This is a genomic window from Paracoccus sediminilitoris (assembly GCF_003259195.1).
GTDB lineage: Bacteria > Pseudomonadota > Alphaproteobacteria > Rhodobacterales > Rhodobacteraceae > Paracoccus > Paracoccus sediminilitoris.
This window is the reverse complement of sequence record NZ_QJPK01000024.1, coordinates 37,912-52,213: the sequence shown is the minus strand read 5'-3', so window position 1 is coordinate 52,213 and position 14,302 is coordinate 37,912. Positions and strand designations below refer to the sequence as shown.

At 67.5% G+C, this 14,302-nt stretch carries 12 protein-coding genes and 1 pseudogene; 3 read left to right on the top strand and 10 right to left on the bottom strand.

What is annotated here, in order from left to right:
• Positions 1–253: pseudogene (locus tag DKT70_RS14705) on the top strand (RNA pseudouridine synthase); the annotation flags it as partial.
• On the opposite strand, the gene DKT70_RS14700 reads toward DKT70_RS14705, so the two are convergent.
• Both DKT70_RS14700 and DKT70_RS14695 read right to left on the bottom strand, forming a co-directional pair.
• On the bottom strand, positions 231–947 hold the full coding sequence (locus DKT70_RS14700) for a TVP38/TMEM64 family protein (protein WP_111559839.1): 717 nt from the start codon (positions 945–947) through the stop codon (positions 231–233). The pseudogene DKT70_RS14705 and the gene DKT70_RS14700 overlap by 23 nt on opposite strands.
• A gap of 12 nt (positions 948–959) precedes the next feature.
• On the bottom strand, positions 960–1,754 hold the full coding sequence (locus DKT70_RS14695) for an MBL fold metallo-hydrolase (protein WP_111559849.1): 795 nt from the start codon (positions 1,752–1,754) through the stop codon (positions 960–962).
• 139 nt (positions 1,755–1,893) lie between these two features.
• Between DKT70_RS14695 and DKT70_RS14690 the strand changes: the two genes are divergently transcribed.
• Together DKT70_RS14690 and DKT70_RS14685 are read left to right on the top strand one after the other, a co-directional pair.
• A complete protein-coding gene (locus tag DKT70_RS14690) occupies positions 1,894–2,973 on the top strand; it encodes a saccharopine dehydrogenase (RefSeq protein WP_111559838.1) in 1,080 nt (359 codons plus the stop codon).
• Positions 2,974–3,023: 50 nt separating this feature from the next.
• On the top strand, positions 3,024–4,214 hold the full coding sequence (locus DKT70_RS14685; protein WP_111559848.1) for a PQQ-dependent sugar dehydrogenase: 1,191 nt from the start codon (positions 3,024–3,026) through the stop codon (positions 4,212–4,214).
• Here DKT70_RS14685 and mutL read toward each other — a convergent pair.
• The 8 genes from mutL to DKT70_RS14645 form a co-directional block, all read right to left on the bottom strand.
• The gene (gene mutL / locus DKT70_RS14680; protein WP_111559837.1) at positions 4,211–6,046 is read right to left on the bottom strand and encodes a DNA mismatch repair endonuclease MutL; all 1,836 of its coding nucleotides are present in this window, start codon (positions 6,044–6,046) and stop codon (positions 4,211–4,213) included. The genes DKT70_RS14685 and mutL overlap by 4 nt on opposite strands.
• 75 nt (positions 6,047–6,121) lie before the next feature.
• Positions 6,122–7,429 (bottom strand): M16 family metallopeptidase, encoded by a 1,308-nt coding sequence (locus DKT70_RS14675; RefSeq protein WP_199559614.1) that lies wholly within the window; start codon positions 7,427–7,429, stop codon positions 6,122–6,124.
• A complete protein-coding gene (locus DKT70_RS14670) occupies positions 7,426–8,844 on the bottom strand; it encodes a M16 family metallopeptidase (protein ID WP_111559836.1) in 1,419 nt (472 codons plus the stop codon). Before DKT70_RS14670 ends, DKT70_RS14675 begins: the two co-directional genes overlap by 4 nt.
• A gap of 90 nt (positions 8,845–8,934) precedes the next feature.
• Positions 8,935–10,152: a cytochrome P450 gene (locus DKT70_RS14665; RefSeq protein WP_111559835.1), complete on the bottom strand. Its 1,218-nt coding sequence runs from the start codon at positions 10,150–10,152 to the stop codon at positions 8,935–8,937.
• A gap of 3 nt (positions 10,153–10,155) precedes the next feature.
• Positions 10,156–10,677 (bottom strand): DUF3035 domain-containing protein, encoded by a 522-nt coding sequence (locus DKT70_RS14660; RefSeq protein WP_111559834.1) that lies wholly within the window; start codon positions 10,675–10,677, stop codon positions 10,156–10,158.
• A 28-nt stretch (positions 10,678–10,705) separates the two neighbouring features.
• Complete coding sequence (gene lspA / locus DKT70_RS14655) at positions 10,706–11,386, bottom strand: signal peptidase II (protein ID WP_407672218.1); 681 nt, start codon at positions 11,384–11,386, stop codon at positions 10,706–10,708.
• Positions 11,386–12,975 (bottom strand): bifunctional phosphoribosylaminoimidazolecarboxamide formyltransferase/IMP cyclohydrolase, encoded by a 1,590-nt coding sequence (gene purH, locus DKT70_RS14650; protein ID WP_111559833.1) that lies wholly within the window; start codon positions 12,973–12,975, stop codon positions 11,386–11,388. Before purH ends, lspA begins: the two co-directional genes overlap by 1 nt.
• A gap of 69 nt (positions 12,976–13,044) precedes the next feature.
• Entirely contained in the window at positions 13,045–14,280 is a 1,236-nt protein-coding gene (locus DKT70_RS14645) for an RsmB/NOP family class I SAM-dependent RNA methyltransferase (RefSeq protein ID WP_111559845.1), read from the bottom strand.
• Positions 14,281–14,302 lie beyond the last annotated feature (22 nt).

The following is a 14,302-nucleotide window of genomic DNA, read 5'->3' as shown; positions in this document are numbered from 1 at the left end:
CTCGCAGACCGATTGGCGGGTGATGAAGACCTTGGCCGATGAAACGCGGGTGCGTCTGATGCCGGTGACGGGGCGCAGCCACCAGCTGCGGGTGCACATGGCCGAAAGCGGTCATCCGATCCTGGGCGATCCGCTTTATGCCACCGGGCCTGCCGCCGATTATCCGCGCCTGATGCTGCATGCCGAAACGCTGCGCTTTCGCCACCCCGATGGCGGGGTGCATCACAGCTTCAGCGCGCCGGTCCCCTTCTGAGGCGCTTGGCGCGCAGCTGCTCCAGCATCCAGCGTGCGACCCAAGGCAGAATCGCCAGCGCCGCGATCAGCGCGATGACCCGCGGCCCAAAAATATCCGAGACGCGCTGGACGTCGGACAGCTGCGTGCCGGCGGCGGTCAGGATGATCTTGTTGGGCAGCACGCCGATCGCCGTCACCAGCGCAAATCGCTGCGCCGACATGATGCTGAGCCCCGAGACGATGTTGACCAGAAAGAACGGCAGCGCGGGCGTCAGGCGCAGACTCAGCAGCGCCAGCGCCCCATCGCGTTCGACCCGGCTGTCCATCTGCCGGATGCGGTGCCCGAATGCCTGCCGCACCACCCCTGCCAGCAGGTGACGGGCGACAAGGAAGCTGACCAAGGCCGACAGCACGGTCCCTGCCAGCGACAGCGTCAGTCCCAGCCAGAAGCCGAAGAAGGTCCCGCCCGCCAAGGTCAGCGCCACGACAACCGGCAGGGGCAAACTGGCCGCCCCCACGAAGATTGCCAGATAAGACAGGACCGCCAGCGCCGGATTGCGTTGCCTCCAACCTTCGCCATGCTGCAGCAGGTCGTGCAGCCGCGTCAGGTCGGATTGCAGCGCGGGCAGGGATGGCCACAGCCAGAAGGCCGCGGCCAGCAGGATGACGACCCACCCCAGCACGAAGGTGATGCGCAGGATGCGGGCCGGCATGGCGGCGATCCCTCAACTGGCGGTGTGATACCAATCCGCGATCACGACTTCAGTTTCCGCGTCACCCTCCGAGACCAGCCGGGCGAATTCCTCGACGTCGCTGTCGCGGAAATGATAGGGATAGACGGTCTGCGGCTGGAAGGCTGCCACCGCATCGGCCGCCTGTTCGACGGTCATCGTATAGGGCAGGTTCATCGGCAGGAAGGCGACGTGGATGTCCTTCAACGCCCGCAGTTCCGGCGTGTCCTCGGTATCGCCCGCGATCAGGAACCGCTTGCCGCCGATGGCCAGGATATAGCCGTTGTCGCGGCCCTGCGGGTGATATTGCAGGCGGTCTTCGGTGATGTTGTAGGCGGGGATCGCTTCCAGGTCGTAATCCAGTGCCGTGCCGGTATCGCCGTTGGCCATCGCCGTGGCACGGCCCTGCATGGCCTCGGGCAGCATGTCGTAGACCGCCTGGTTGGTGATCAGCGGAACCTCGGCCAGGGCATCCAGCGTCGGCTGGTCGAAATGGTCGCCATGTTCATGGGTGATCAGGATCAGGTCGGGGGCGGGCAGGTCGGCATAGGCTTCGGCCCCGCCCACCGGATCGACATAGATGACGCCCGCCGGGGTTTTCCAGACCATGCTGGCGTGATCGACGGGATGGATGACCACGTCGCCCGCATCGGTCGCATGGGTCAGCACCTTGGGCATCTCCATTGGGGCGTCCTTGGGAGCATCCTGCCCCATGGCGAATGCGGGGATCAGCGCGCTGCCCAGCAGGGCTGCGGCCAGTTTCAGTCCGGTGCGGCGGCTTATCAGCATGATCATTCCTTCATCGGATGGATTTAAGGGGACTGGCCAGCAAACCCCTTGGGGTCGCGACCGGTTCCAGTGGCTTGCGGGCGTGCGGCATCGTGACCTAACCTTGCGGGCAAGGATACAGGCGATGGGACAAATCCGTATGACACATCTGTGGGTCAGGGCCGAAAGCCGCCCGAACGAAGACCGCACTGGCATCACCCCCGAGGGCGTCGCGCAACTGATCGCGCAGGGCATGCGCGTCACCGTCGAGGAAAGCACGCGCCGCATCATTCCGACCGATGCCTATGCCCGCGCAGGCGCCACCATCGCGCCGGAAGGTTCGTGGCACGCCGCCCCGGACGACGCGATCGTCTTCGGTCTGAAGGAATTGCCCGAGGACGGATCGCCCCTGTGTCACCGCCACATCATGTTCGGCCATGCCTTCAAGGGCCAGCCCGCGGGGCAGGTGCTGCTGGACCGGTTCCGGGCCGGGGGCGGGGCGCTTTACGACCTGGAATACCTGACTGACGACGACGGGCGGCGGCTGGCGGCCTTCGGCTATTGGGCCGGCTATGCGGGGGCGGCGGTGGCGCTGAAATGCTGGATCGCGCAAAGGCGGGGCACGATCTGCGGGCCGGTCGGCGCCTATCCCGACAAGGATCACCTGCTGCAGGAACTGCGCGCCCAACTGGACGCCACCCAAGCCGCCCGCCCAAGCGCCATCGTCATCGGTGCCAAGGGCCGCGTTGGCAGCGGCGCCTGCGACCTGCTGGCGGAAATGGGCGTTGGTGTCACGGCCTGGGACATGGCCGAAACCGCATCGGGCGGGCCTTTCCCGCAGATCATGATGCACCAGATCTTCGTCAACGCCATCCTGGCCCAGCCCGGCGTGCCGGTCTTCGTGCCCGAAAGCGCCAAGGGGCCGGGGCGCGAATTGCGCGTCATCGGGGATGTGGCCTGCGATCCGACCAGCGATTTTTCCCCCATCAAGGTCTATGACCGCACCACGACCTGGGATCGCCCGGCCCTGCGCGTGGCCGAGGAACCGCCCCTCGACGTGATGGCGATCGACAACCTGCCTTCGATGCTCCCGCGCGAATCGTCGCAGGATTATGCGGCCCAGCTGCTGCCGGTGCTGGCGCAGCTGGATGATATCGGGACGGGCCCCTGGGGGCGGGCGCGCGCGATTTTCGACCGGCATAGGGATGGGCACATGGTCGCAGGTCAGGAACGGGGCTGAACCGCGCGGCGTTCCCGATGCAACCCAAGACTGCATCGGAGGAGATGATCATGAACCGCATCGGACGCACGACCACGTTGTTGGCCACACTGCTGGGGGCTGGCTGCGCCATGGCCCAGGGCTTCAACGACACGCCACCGAACGGTGCGGCCTATGACCAGTCGCCCGCCTTCCCGGAACAGACCCGCGCCCCCGCCCTGCCGGGCGACATGGCGCTGCAGCAGACGGTTCTGGCCGAGGGGCTGGTCCATCCCTGGGGTCTGGCAATGCTGCCCGACGGCGACTGGCTGGTCACCGAACGGCCGGGCCGGATGCGGGTGATCGGGGCGGATGGCGCGATGGGCGATCCGATCGGCGGCCTGCCGGAGGTGGATGCACGTGATCAGGGCGGCCTGCACGACGTGGCCGTCGCCGACGACTTTGCCCAGACCCGCCGTGTCTGGTGGACCTATGCCGAACCGCGGGGCGAGGGGCGCAATGCCACCGCCGTCGCAACCGGCGTGCTGTCGGATGACGGCACGCAAATGCAGGATGTGACCCGCATCTGGCAACAGGACCCGGCTTGGGCCTCGACCAAGCATTTCGGCGCGCGGATCGTCCATGACGGGCAAGGGCGCATCCATGTGGGCGTCGGTGAACGATCCAACCCCGAACCCCGCCAACTGGCGCAGGACCCGCAGGCCACCTTGGGCAAGACCATCCGCATCGACGCGATGGATGGCAGCCCGGCGGGCGCGGGCATCGATGGTGCCCTGCCCGAGATCTGGACCATGGGCCATCGCAACATCCAAGGCGCGGCCATGGGTCCCGATGGGCGGATCTGGATGAACGAACACGGTCCCAAGGGCGGGGATGAGCTGAACCTGATCCGTCAGGGCGACAATTACGGCTGGCCGCTGGCAACCTATGGCACCGATTACGACGGCGCGCAGATGGGCCAGACTCAGGTCGAGGGCACCGTTCAGCCGGTCTATTACTGGGACCCGTCGCCCGCGCTCAGCGGTATGGTGTTCTATGACGGGCAGATGTTCCCCGAATGGCAGGGGGACGCCCTGCTGGGCGGGCTGCAGTCCGGTTCGGTGATCCGTCTGGACATCGAAGGCGAAAAGGTCACCGGCGAGGCCCGCCACCTGAAAGGGATCGGCCGGGTCCGCGACATCGAGGTGGCCGAGGACGGCGCGATCGTGCTGATCACCGACGAGGATGACGGCAAGCTGATCCGCGTGACCCGCGGCGATTAATCGGAACGCCCGAACAGGCGCTCGATATCGGTCAGGCGCAGCTTGACCCAAGTCGGGCGCCCGTGATTGCACTGGCCCGACCTTGGCGTACGTTCCATTTCCCGCAGAAGGGCGTTCATTTCATCGGCCGACATGCGGCGGCCCGACCGGATCGACCCGTGGCAGGCCATGGAAGACAGGACTGCGTCGATCCGCGCCCGCAGCCGGTCCGAACTGCCCTGATCGGCCAGATCGTCCAAGATGTCGTTGATCAGCGCCTTGGTGTTCAGCTGCGTCAGCATGGCGGGGGTTTCGCGGATGGCGATGGCACCGCCCCCGAAGGCCTCGATCACTAGGCCCAGTTCCGCTAGGTCATCCGCGACCGACAGAATGCGGGTGGCATCGGCCTCGGGCAGGTCGACGATGTCGGGGATCAGCATGGCCTGGGCGGGAATGGCACGGGTCCCGGCCTGCGTCTTCAGCCGCTCATAGACCAGCCGTTCATGGGCCGCATGCTGATCGACCAGAATCATCCCGTCCTCGGTCTGGGCGATGATATAGTTCTCGTGGATCTGCGCACGGGCGGCGCCCAAGGGCGCGCTGACCGGCGTCTCGTCATGGACGGGTTCGTAACGCGCCGAGGGTCCTTCGGCAAAACCCGCATCCAGAACGGGGGCCTGCATGTCCAACCCCGCGCGGATCGCCGCGCCTGACGGTCTGTCCGCACGCCATGTCTGATTGTCGTGGGGCGGGGCGGGCATGGCAGAGGGGGCCGGTTCCGGACGGAAGGCCTGCAGGGTCGCATCGCCCACGGTGGACGACGCCCGGTGCCCGGCATGGGCCAGAGCATGGCGCAGGGCGCTGACGACCAGGCCGCGCGCGGCCTGCGGGTCGCGAAAGCGCACCTCGGCCTTGGCGGGGTGGACATTCACGTCGACCAGCTGCGGGTCGCAGGCCAGATACAGTACCGCCGCCGGATGCCGCCCCGGCGCCAGCACGTCCATGTATCCCGCCTTCAGCGCCCCGGTCAGCAGCTTGTCCCGGACGGGCCGGCCGTTCACATAGACATGCTGAGCCACCGCCGCGCCGCGCGAAAAGGTCGGCAGGGCGGCAAAGCCCGTCAGGGTCAGCCCGTCGCGTTCGGCATCGACCGGCAGGGTGTTGTCGATGAATTCCACCCCCATCACCCGCGACAGGCGGGTCTGCAGCGCGCCAAACAGTTCGCCCTGTTCGGCATCGGCGCGAAAGATGTCGCGACCATCGGCGGTCAGATGGAAGGCGACATAGGGTTCGGCCATCGCCAGGCGGCGGATCACGTCGGCCACGGCCTGCGCCTCGGCCCGGTCGGTGCGCAGGAATTTCAGCCGTGCGGGCGTGGCAAAGAACAGGTCGCGCAGTTCCACGACGGTGCCCCTGTTTGCGGCGGCGGGACGCGGGGGCGTGATCCGCCCGCCTGCGACGGCGATGACCGCGCCCTCGGACCCGTCGCTGCGCGAGGTGATGGTCAGCCGCCCCACCGCCCCAAGCGAGGGCAGCGCTTCGCCCCGAAAGCCAAAGCTGGTGATGGCCAGCAGGTCGGTGCCGTCGATCTTGCTGGTCGCATGGCGCGACAAGGCCAGCGGCAGGTCGTCGGGGGTCATCCCCCAGCCATCGTCGGTGACGCGGATCAGGCGCTTGCCGCCTTGCTCGATCTCGATGGTGATGCGGGTGGCGCCTGCGTCCAGCGCGTTTTCCACCAGTTCCTTGACGGCGGAGGCGGGACGTTCCACGACCTCGCCCGCCGCGATGCGGTTGGCGGTCGTCTCGTCCAGCTGACGGATCATCGGGCGCGTATGGGGGCTTGGGGCGTTCATCGGCGCGAAACTAGCACCGGGGGGGCATCGCCGCCAGAGGGTCGCCGCGCCCCGATAAGGGCGCGGCGATGGACATCAATCGGTGGATTCGACGCCTTCGGGGCGACCGACCAGCACAAAGCGCAGCTGCGCGGGGTCCAGCAGACGCTTGGACACGCGGGCCACGTCCTCGGCGGTGACGGCTTCGACCTTGTCGTTGCGGGTGTTGATGTAATCGATCGGGAAACCGATCAGCTGCATCCCCGCCAGGATCGAGGCGATGCGCCCGTTCCCGTCAAAGCGCAGCGGGTATTCCCCGGTCAGATAGGTCTTGGCGTCCGTCAGTTCCTTTTCGGTCACGCCTTCGGCCATTCCGGCCCATTCCTGCCGGATCAGGTCCACGGCCTGGCCGGTGGTGTCATTGCCACCCGCCATGCCGCCCTGCCAGGACTGGCCAAACAGACCCGTCGCCAAGGCCGTGCCGACGCCATAGGTCAGGCCGCGCTTTTCGCGCACCTCGGTCATCAGGCGCGAACTGAAGCCGCCGCCGCCCAGGATGTGATTGGCCACGAAGGCCGCGAAGTAATCGGGATCGTCGATGGCGATGCCCGGACCCGCAAAGGACACCACCGTCTGCGGGCTGTCCCAATCGATGACGGTGGTCCCGCCGCTCAGCTGCAGTTCGGCCTTGTCGGGCAGGGGCGCGGTCGCGGCTTCGGGCAGGCCGCCCAGGATGCGGTCCAGAAGCGGCCCCAGCTCCTCGGGCGAGATGTCGCCTGCCGCGCCCACCACCACGCGGTCGCGGGCCAGGACGCGGTTCTTGGCCGCGACCAGATCCTGGCGGGTCAGCTTGGCGACGCTCTCCTCGGTCCCGTTCAGCGACGTGGCATAGGGGTGGTCGCTCCAGGCCTGCCGCGCCAGTTCCTTGGCGGCGATGCTGTTGGGGTCGGTCGCCTCGGAGCGGATGACGGCCTGGACCTGTGCGCGGACCCGCTGGACGGCGCTTTCGTCAAAGCGTGGCTGGGTCAGCGCCAGGGCCAGCAGATCCGCCGCCTCGTCGCGGTTCTCCGACAGGGCGCGAAAGCCGACGCTCAGCGTGTCGTCATCGGCATCAAAGGAAATTCGTGCCCCCAGATCCTCGACGGCCTGGGCGAACTGGGTGCTGTCGCGCTTGCCCGCGCCTTCTTCCAGCAGGGCGGTCATCAGGTTGATGGCGCCGCGCTTTTCCGGCGCGTCCATGCTGGCGCCGCCCTTGAACTGGATATCCAGCGCGACAAAGGGGATGCTGTCGTCCTGGACCAGCCAGGCCTTGATCCCCTTGGGCGAGGTGACGTCCTGAATCTCGATCGCATGGGCGGGCAGGGCCAGCAGCGTCAGGACGGTGGCGATTGCGGCACGGATCATCCTTGCACCTCGGCTTTGGCAGGTTCGGGGTCGGATTTGGGCGGTGCGGACTTGGCGGCGGGTTCGGCAGGCGGTTCGGGCGTCAGCCAGCCGGTGACGCCGCCCCCGTCGGCCAACACCTCGCGGGCCGCGTCCATCACGTCATCGGCGGTGACGGCGGCCAGGATGTCGGGCCAGTCATTCACGTCCTCGACGCTCAGCCCGGTGGCCAGGCCCTGCCCGTAATCATAGGCGCGGGCATGGGCGCTGTCCTGGGCATAGACCTGGGCCGCGCGGACGCGGGTCTTGACCCGTTCCAGATCCTCGGGATCGACGCCGTCCTTCAGGAATTTGGCGATCACCTCGTCCAGGGCGGCTTCGGCCTTGGCGGGCTCGGTCCCTTGCGGGGGCACCAGCGACAGGGTGAATTCGGTCGGGTCCAGCGACAGCCCATCATAGGACGCCCCGGCCCACAGCGCCTTGCCCGTCAGCATCAGCTCGCGGGCCAGCACGGATGTCTGGGGCGACCCGCCCAGCAGATCGGCCAACACCGTCAGCGCCGCCGCCTGTTTCTGGTCGCCGGGGTTGCGTTCGGTCGCCAGCACGCTGCGGGTCATGCGGGGCTGGGCCACGCGCGGGTCCGACATGCTGATGCGGCGCGCCGTCTGCTTGGTTGGTTCCTGCGGGCGGATGCGGGGTTCGGCCTCGCCCTTGGCGGGGATGGGGCCATAGTTTTCCTCGGCCAGGCGGCGGGCCTCTTCGGGGGTGACGTCGCCCGCGATGACCAGGATCGCCTCGTTCGGGGAATAATGTGTTTCGTACCAGTCGATCGCATCCTGGCGAGTCAGGTCGGCGATCTCGTTCCGCCATCCGATGATCGGGCGGCCGTAAGGGTGGTTGTCATAGACGATGGCGTTCATCTCCTCGGCGAAAAGCGCCGCCGGGTCGCTGTCGATCCGCTGCGCGCGTTCGGCCAGCACGACCTGCCGTTCCGCCATCCAGTCGTCATCCGAGATCTTCAGGTTCGCCATCCGGTCCGCCTCCATCTCCATGACCAGGGGCAGGCGGTCGCTGGCGATGCGCTGGAAATAGGCGGTGTAGTCCCAGCTGGTGAAGGCATTGTCGCTGCCGCCATTGGCGGTCACGGTCTTGGACAATTCGCCGGGGGCCAGCTTGTCGGTGCCCTTGAACATCAGGTGTTCCAGGTAATGGGCGATGCCGGACTTGCCCGGCACCTCGTCGGCGGCGCCGATCCTGTACCAGACCATCTGCACGACGACCGGGGCGCGGTCATCCTGGATGACGACGGTCTCCAGGCCGTTGGGAAGGGTGAAATGGGTCACGTCCTCGGGCATCTGGGCCAGGGCGGACAATGCGGAACCCAGCACCAATGCCGAGGACAGCATCAGGGTGGGACGAATGGTCGGGCGACGCATGGGCAGTGCAACCTCCTCTTGCTGCTTGGAAACTTGGACCGGAGAGGATGGCTGCACAAGGGACCCTCGCGGGATTGTGCGGGGTCGGCCCTATCGGTCCAGCACCAGCGGCAGGCAGGTCGGGCCATGCGCCTGCAGGCCGGATTTCCACCGCACCGGCCCGTCCAGCGCCAGGGCGGGCGCGCGGTCCAGAAGGGCGGCGAACAGGATTTCCATGTTCAGCCGCGCCAGATTGTTGCCCAAGCAAACATGCGGACCCGCGCCAAAGGCCAGATGCACGTTCGGGCGCCGCGTGATGTCCAGCCGATGGGCGTCGGCAAAGGCCGCCGGATCGCGGTTCGCGCTGGCGTAAAGCAGCCCGAATTTCGTTCCCTTGGGCCAGTCCTGCCCGCAGATCGTCAGGTCCTGCGATGCAAAGCGGTGAAAGAAGGGCAGGGGGGCGGCAAAGCGGAACATTTCTTGCACAGCCAGCGGCATCAGCGACGGATCGGCGTGCAGCAGGGCCAGCTGGTCCGGATGGGTCAGCAGCGCGTGCAGCCCGCTGCCCATCACGTCGATGGTCGATCCGTGGCCCGCATGCAGGATCTGCATGATCGTGGCGATCACCTCGTCATGGGTCATCAGCCCGGCCTGTTCCGCCTGGATCATCTGCGACATCAGGTCGTCGCGGGGCGCGGCGCTGCGGGCGGCGTGCAGATCCTCCAGCAATTCCGCGAACTGCCGGGTCGATTCCTCGGCGCGGGCCTTTTTGGCCGCCGTCCGGTCGATGTCGAAATAGCTGACGACATCCTCGGACCAAAGGGTCATCTGCGGGGCCAGTTCGGGGGCCGTGCCGATCAGGTGCCCGATGACCTGACCGGGCAGATGGGCCGCCAGATCGGCGATGAAATCGATGCGTCGCTGCGCGATCAGCCGGTCCAGCGCGCGGTCGACCCAACCCGTGACAAAGCCGCGCAGGCTTTCCAGTCGCGTCTTGGTGAAGAACGGAAAGACCGCGCGGCGCAGCTTGTCATGGGCGGGGCCGTCGATCTCCAGCATGGATGTCTGCACGAAGCGTTCGTGAAACGGCATGTCGTGGAAATTCGCGGCGATCTGGATGCGGCGCAGTTCATCCGCATCGGCAAAGGCGGCGGCGCCCCGCACCATGCGGCGGTCCAGGGCGATGGCGCGGACATCCTCCATCCGGCTGGCCAGATAACCGCCGAAGCTGTCCCAATGGGGCAGGCCGGGCCTGTCGCGCAGCGCGGCATAGGCGGGCCAGGGATCGGCCCCGAAACCGGGGGCCGAAGGGTCGAAGACCGCCGCCAAGACCTATTGGCCCCTGGGTGCCGGAGAGGTCGAGGTGATCGCGCCCGCCCGCTGCCAGCGCAGCTGTTCATCGGACCCATCCAGGGCCATCGGCGCATAGGCGCGCTGATAGACCGAGGTGCCGAAGACACGTTCCAGCAGGCGCCGGCCATTCCGGGACCGCCATCTGGCGTCTTCGGTCGCCAGCGTCTGGCGGATGGCCGGATCGGTGCCGGTGCGCGTGGCCTGGGCCACCAGCGCCTGGTCGGCCGCGCCGATGCCCTGGTCGCGCAGGCGGTCGGGATTGCCGCCCAGGGCCGCCACCGCATCGCCCTGCGGGTTCGGATCGGTGATGTTGGCACCCCCCGGCGTCGGCGCGGGCAGCACCGCCAGATCGGGCGGCATCGACAGCGACCGCGTCGGCAGGATCGAGAATTCGTCCGGTCCCGCCTGTCCGGCCTTGAGGTTGTTCAGCCGTGGTTCGCCCGAACAGGCCCCCAGGGCCGTCACAGCCGCCATTCCGATCATCAGCGCGATTGTCCGCATGTCCTGCCCCTTCGTCCTTTGGGCCGTTCTAGCCCGATTTTCCATCGCCGTCACGCGTGCTGTCGCGCGGGGTCCCGTCCCTGAACAGGTCGCCCTGCCTGTGCTGGGCGGGGGCCGGCTTGACGGTCTTTGGCGCGGCTTTGGGTTTCGCCGCGGGCCTTGCCGCCGGTTTGGCGTCATCGGCGGGCTTTTGCGGCATCAGCACCAAGCCGATGGCACCCGCAAAGATCGCAATGTCGGCAACGTTGAAGCTGTAGGGGTTCTGCCATCCCGGCAGCGACATGTTCAGGAAATCGGCCACTGCGCCATAGAGGATGCGGTCGACCACGTTCCCCAGGGCCCCCCCGATCAGGAACCCTGCCGAGACCTTGGCGATGCGCCCGAAGTTCCCGCGCCAGACCCAGATCCAGACCCAGAGGCAAATCGCCACCGCGATGCCCACCAGGATCCAGCGCATCAGGAACTGTTCCGAGGACATCAGGCCGAAATTCACGCCCTGGTTCCAGGCCATGCGCAGGTTCAGCCAGGGCGGCAACACGTCGATGGACCGCTTGACGTCCAGCTGCATCATGTGGACGACCAGGTATTTCAGCGCCTGATCCAGCACGAAGATGGCACCGGCGACCCAGGCGACCATGCGCATGTCGCCGCGCGACACGGGTTTCCCCTTGCCGCGCGTGGCCCCGCCTGTCTTGGAAGGGCCGCCCATCAGTGGCGGAAGTGGCGCTGGCCGGTCAGCACCATGGCCAGACCAAGGCGGTTGGCGGCGGCGATGACCTCGTCGTCGCGCATCGATCCGCCGGGCTGGATGACGGCGCGTGCACCGGCCTCGGCCAGGGCCTCGATACCGTCGGCGAAGGGGAAGAAGGCATCCGATGCGACGGCCGATCCAATGGTCGGGGGCTGCGACAGGCCCATCGCCTGCGCCATATCCTCGGATTTGCGGCGGCCGATGCGGGTGCTGTCGACGCGGCTCATCTGGCCCGCGCCGATGCCCACGGTGGCCAGGTCCTTGGCATAGACGATGGCGTTCGATTTGACGTGCTTGGCGACGTTCCAAGCGAACAGCAGGTCGGCCAGTTCATCTTCCGAGGGCTGGCGTTCGCTGACGATCTTCAGATCGTCGCGGGTGATGCGACCGTTGTCGCGGCCCTGCACCAGGAAACCGCCCGCGACCTGGCGGAAGGTCGTGGCCGCCGCCGTCACGTCGGGCAGACCGCCGGTGGTCAGCAGGCGCAGGTTCTTCTTGGCGGCGAAGATGCGCTTGGCGTCCTCATCGGCATCGGGGGCGATGACGACCTCGGTGAATATCTTGACGATCTCTTCCGCCGTCGCGCCGTCCAGCGGCTGGTTCAGGGCGATGATGCCGCCGAAGGCCGAGGTGCGGTCGCAGTCGAAGGCCCGCTTGTAGGCCTCGAGCGCGGTCTCGCCCCGTGCCACGCCGCAGGGGTTGGCGTGCTTGATGATGGCGCAGGCGGGGCCTTGGGCGGGGTCGAATTCCGCGACCAGTTCAAAGGCCGCGTCGGTGTCGTTGATGTTGTTGTAGGACAGTTCCTTGCCCTGATGCTGGGTCGCGGTGGCGACACCGGGGCGGGATTCGTCGTTGCGATAGAAGGCGGCCTGCTGATGCGGGTTTTCACCGTAACGCAGCCCTTGGGCCAGCGTACCGGCAAAGGCGCGGCGGCGGGGCTGGTGCTCACCGATCGCGCCCGCCATCCAGCTGCTGACAGCCGCGTCATAGGCGGCGGTGCGGGCATAGGCGATCTGAGCCTGACGCTGGCGGAATTCCAGCGTCGTCGCGCCGCCGTTGTCGTTCAGTTCGGCCAGCAGGGCGTCGTAATCCTGCACGTCGACGATGACGTTGACGAAACCGTGGTTCTTGGCGCCCGCACGGATCATGGCGGGGCCGCCGATGTCGATATTCTCGATGCAGTCGTCGTAATCACCGCCCTTGGCGACGGTTTCCTCGAACGGATAGAGGTTCACCACCAGCAGGTCGATAGGGCCGATGCCATGGGCCTCCATCGCGGCCAGGTGTTCGTCATTGTCGCGCAGCGCCAGCAGACCGCCATGGACGACCGGGTGCAGCGTCTTGACGCGGCCATCCATCATTTCGGGAAAGCCGGTCACATCGGCCACGTCGATGACGGTCAGACCCGCCTCGCGCATGGCCTTGGCGCTGCCGCCGGTGGACAGGATTTCCACGCCGCGGGCGTCAAGCGCCCGTGCAAAATCGATCAGGCCGGTCTTGTCGGATACCGAGATCAGGGCGCGCTTCAGGGCGACGGGACGGGTCATGGGGGCCTCGTTTATCTGGTCAGGCGTCAGTTACCCCTGCTGGGCCTCAAGGTCCAGCAGGGATCGGGATCAGGCGGGTTTTCGCAGGCAGGCCATGTAGAAACCGTCCATGCCGCCCAGATCTGCCCAGTAATCGGGCCGCAGGCGCAATCCACCCTCGGGGGTGATCCATGCGGGTTCGATGCCGTCCAGCGTCGGGTGTTCGACGGTCAGGCCGGGGTGGCGCTGCAGGGCCTCCTCGATCTGGACCTCGCCCTCGTCGGGGATCAGCGAGCAGGTGGCATAGACCAGCCGCCCGCCCGGACGCAGCAGCGTCAGTGCGTGATCCAGCATGGCGGTCTGCAGTTCGATCAGCTCGGCCACGCCATAGCCGTCGCGGATGAAGGGCATGTCGGGGTGGCGGCGGATGGTGCCCGTGGCCGAACAAGGCGCATCCAGCAGGATGGCGTCCAACGGCTGATCGGGTTCCCATTCCAGCGCATCGGCGGCGATGACGGTCGCGGTCAGCCCGCAGCGTGCCAGGTTTTCGGTGACGCGCTTCAGGCGGTATTCGTTGATGTCGATGGCGAAGACATCGGCACCCGTGGCGGCCAGCTGCATGGTCTTGCCGCCGGGCGCCGCACAAAGATCGGCCACCTTTTCGCCAAGCCGCGCGTTCAGCATCCGGGCGGGCAGGGCGGCGGCGGCGTCCTGCACCCACCAGTCGCCCGCATCAAATCCCGGCAGCGCCGAGACCTGGACCGATCCGCGCATGCGCAGCGATCCGGTGGGCAGCAGGTCGCCGCCTTCGATCGGCTCGACGCCCGGCTTCAGCGTCAGGTCGATGGGCGCGCCGCGCTGATGGGCGGCATCCATCGCGGTCATGGTCGCCTCGTCATAGGCATCCAGCAGCGGATCGCGCAGCCATTCGGGCAATTCTTGGGGCGGCAGATCGGCCCAGCCTTCGAAGCCCGAGGCCTTGCGCAGCACCGCGTTGACCATCCCCGCCGCCGCCTGACCGCGCTGCCCAAGCGTGCGGGTCAGATCGACCGCGGCGCCGACGACGCCATGGGCAGGGGCACCCAGCTCCAGCATCTCGACCACGGCAAGGCGCAGCACGTCGGCCACCTGCGGGGGCGGGGTGCGGTTCACGAAAGCCTCGATCACCTGATCCGCACGGCCCTGATGGCGCAGCGTTTCCGCCGCCAGCCGCGCCGCGCGGGCCTGGTCTGCCACGGGCAGCGCACGCAGCGCCCCCGACTGGTCGGACAGGGACCGCCCGTCGCGCACCCCCTGGATCAATCGCAATGCGCCCTTTCGCGCCATATCGCCGCCCGGCTTTGCCAAA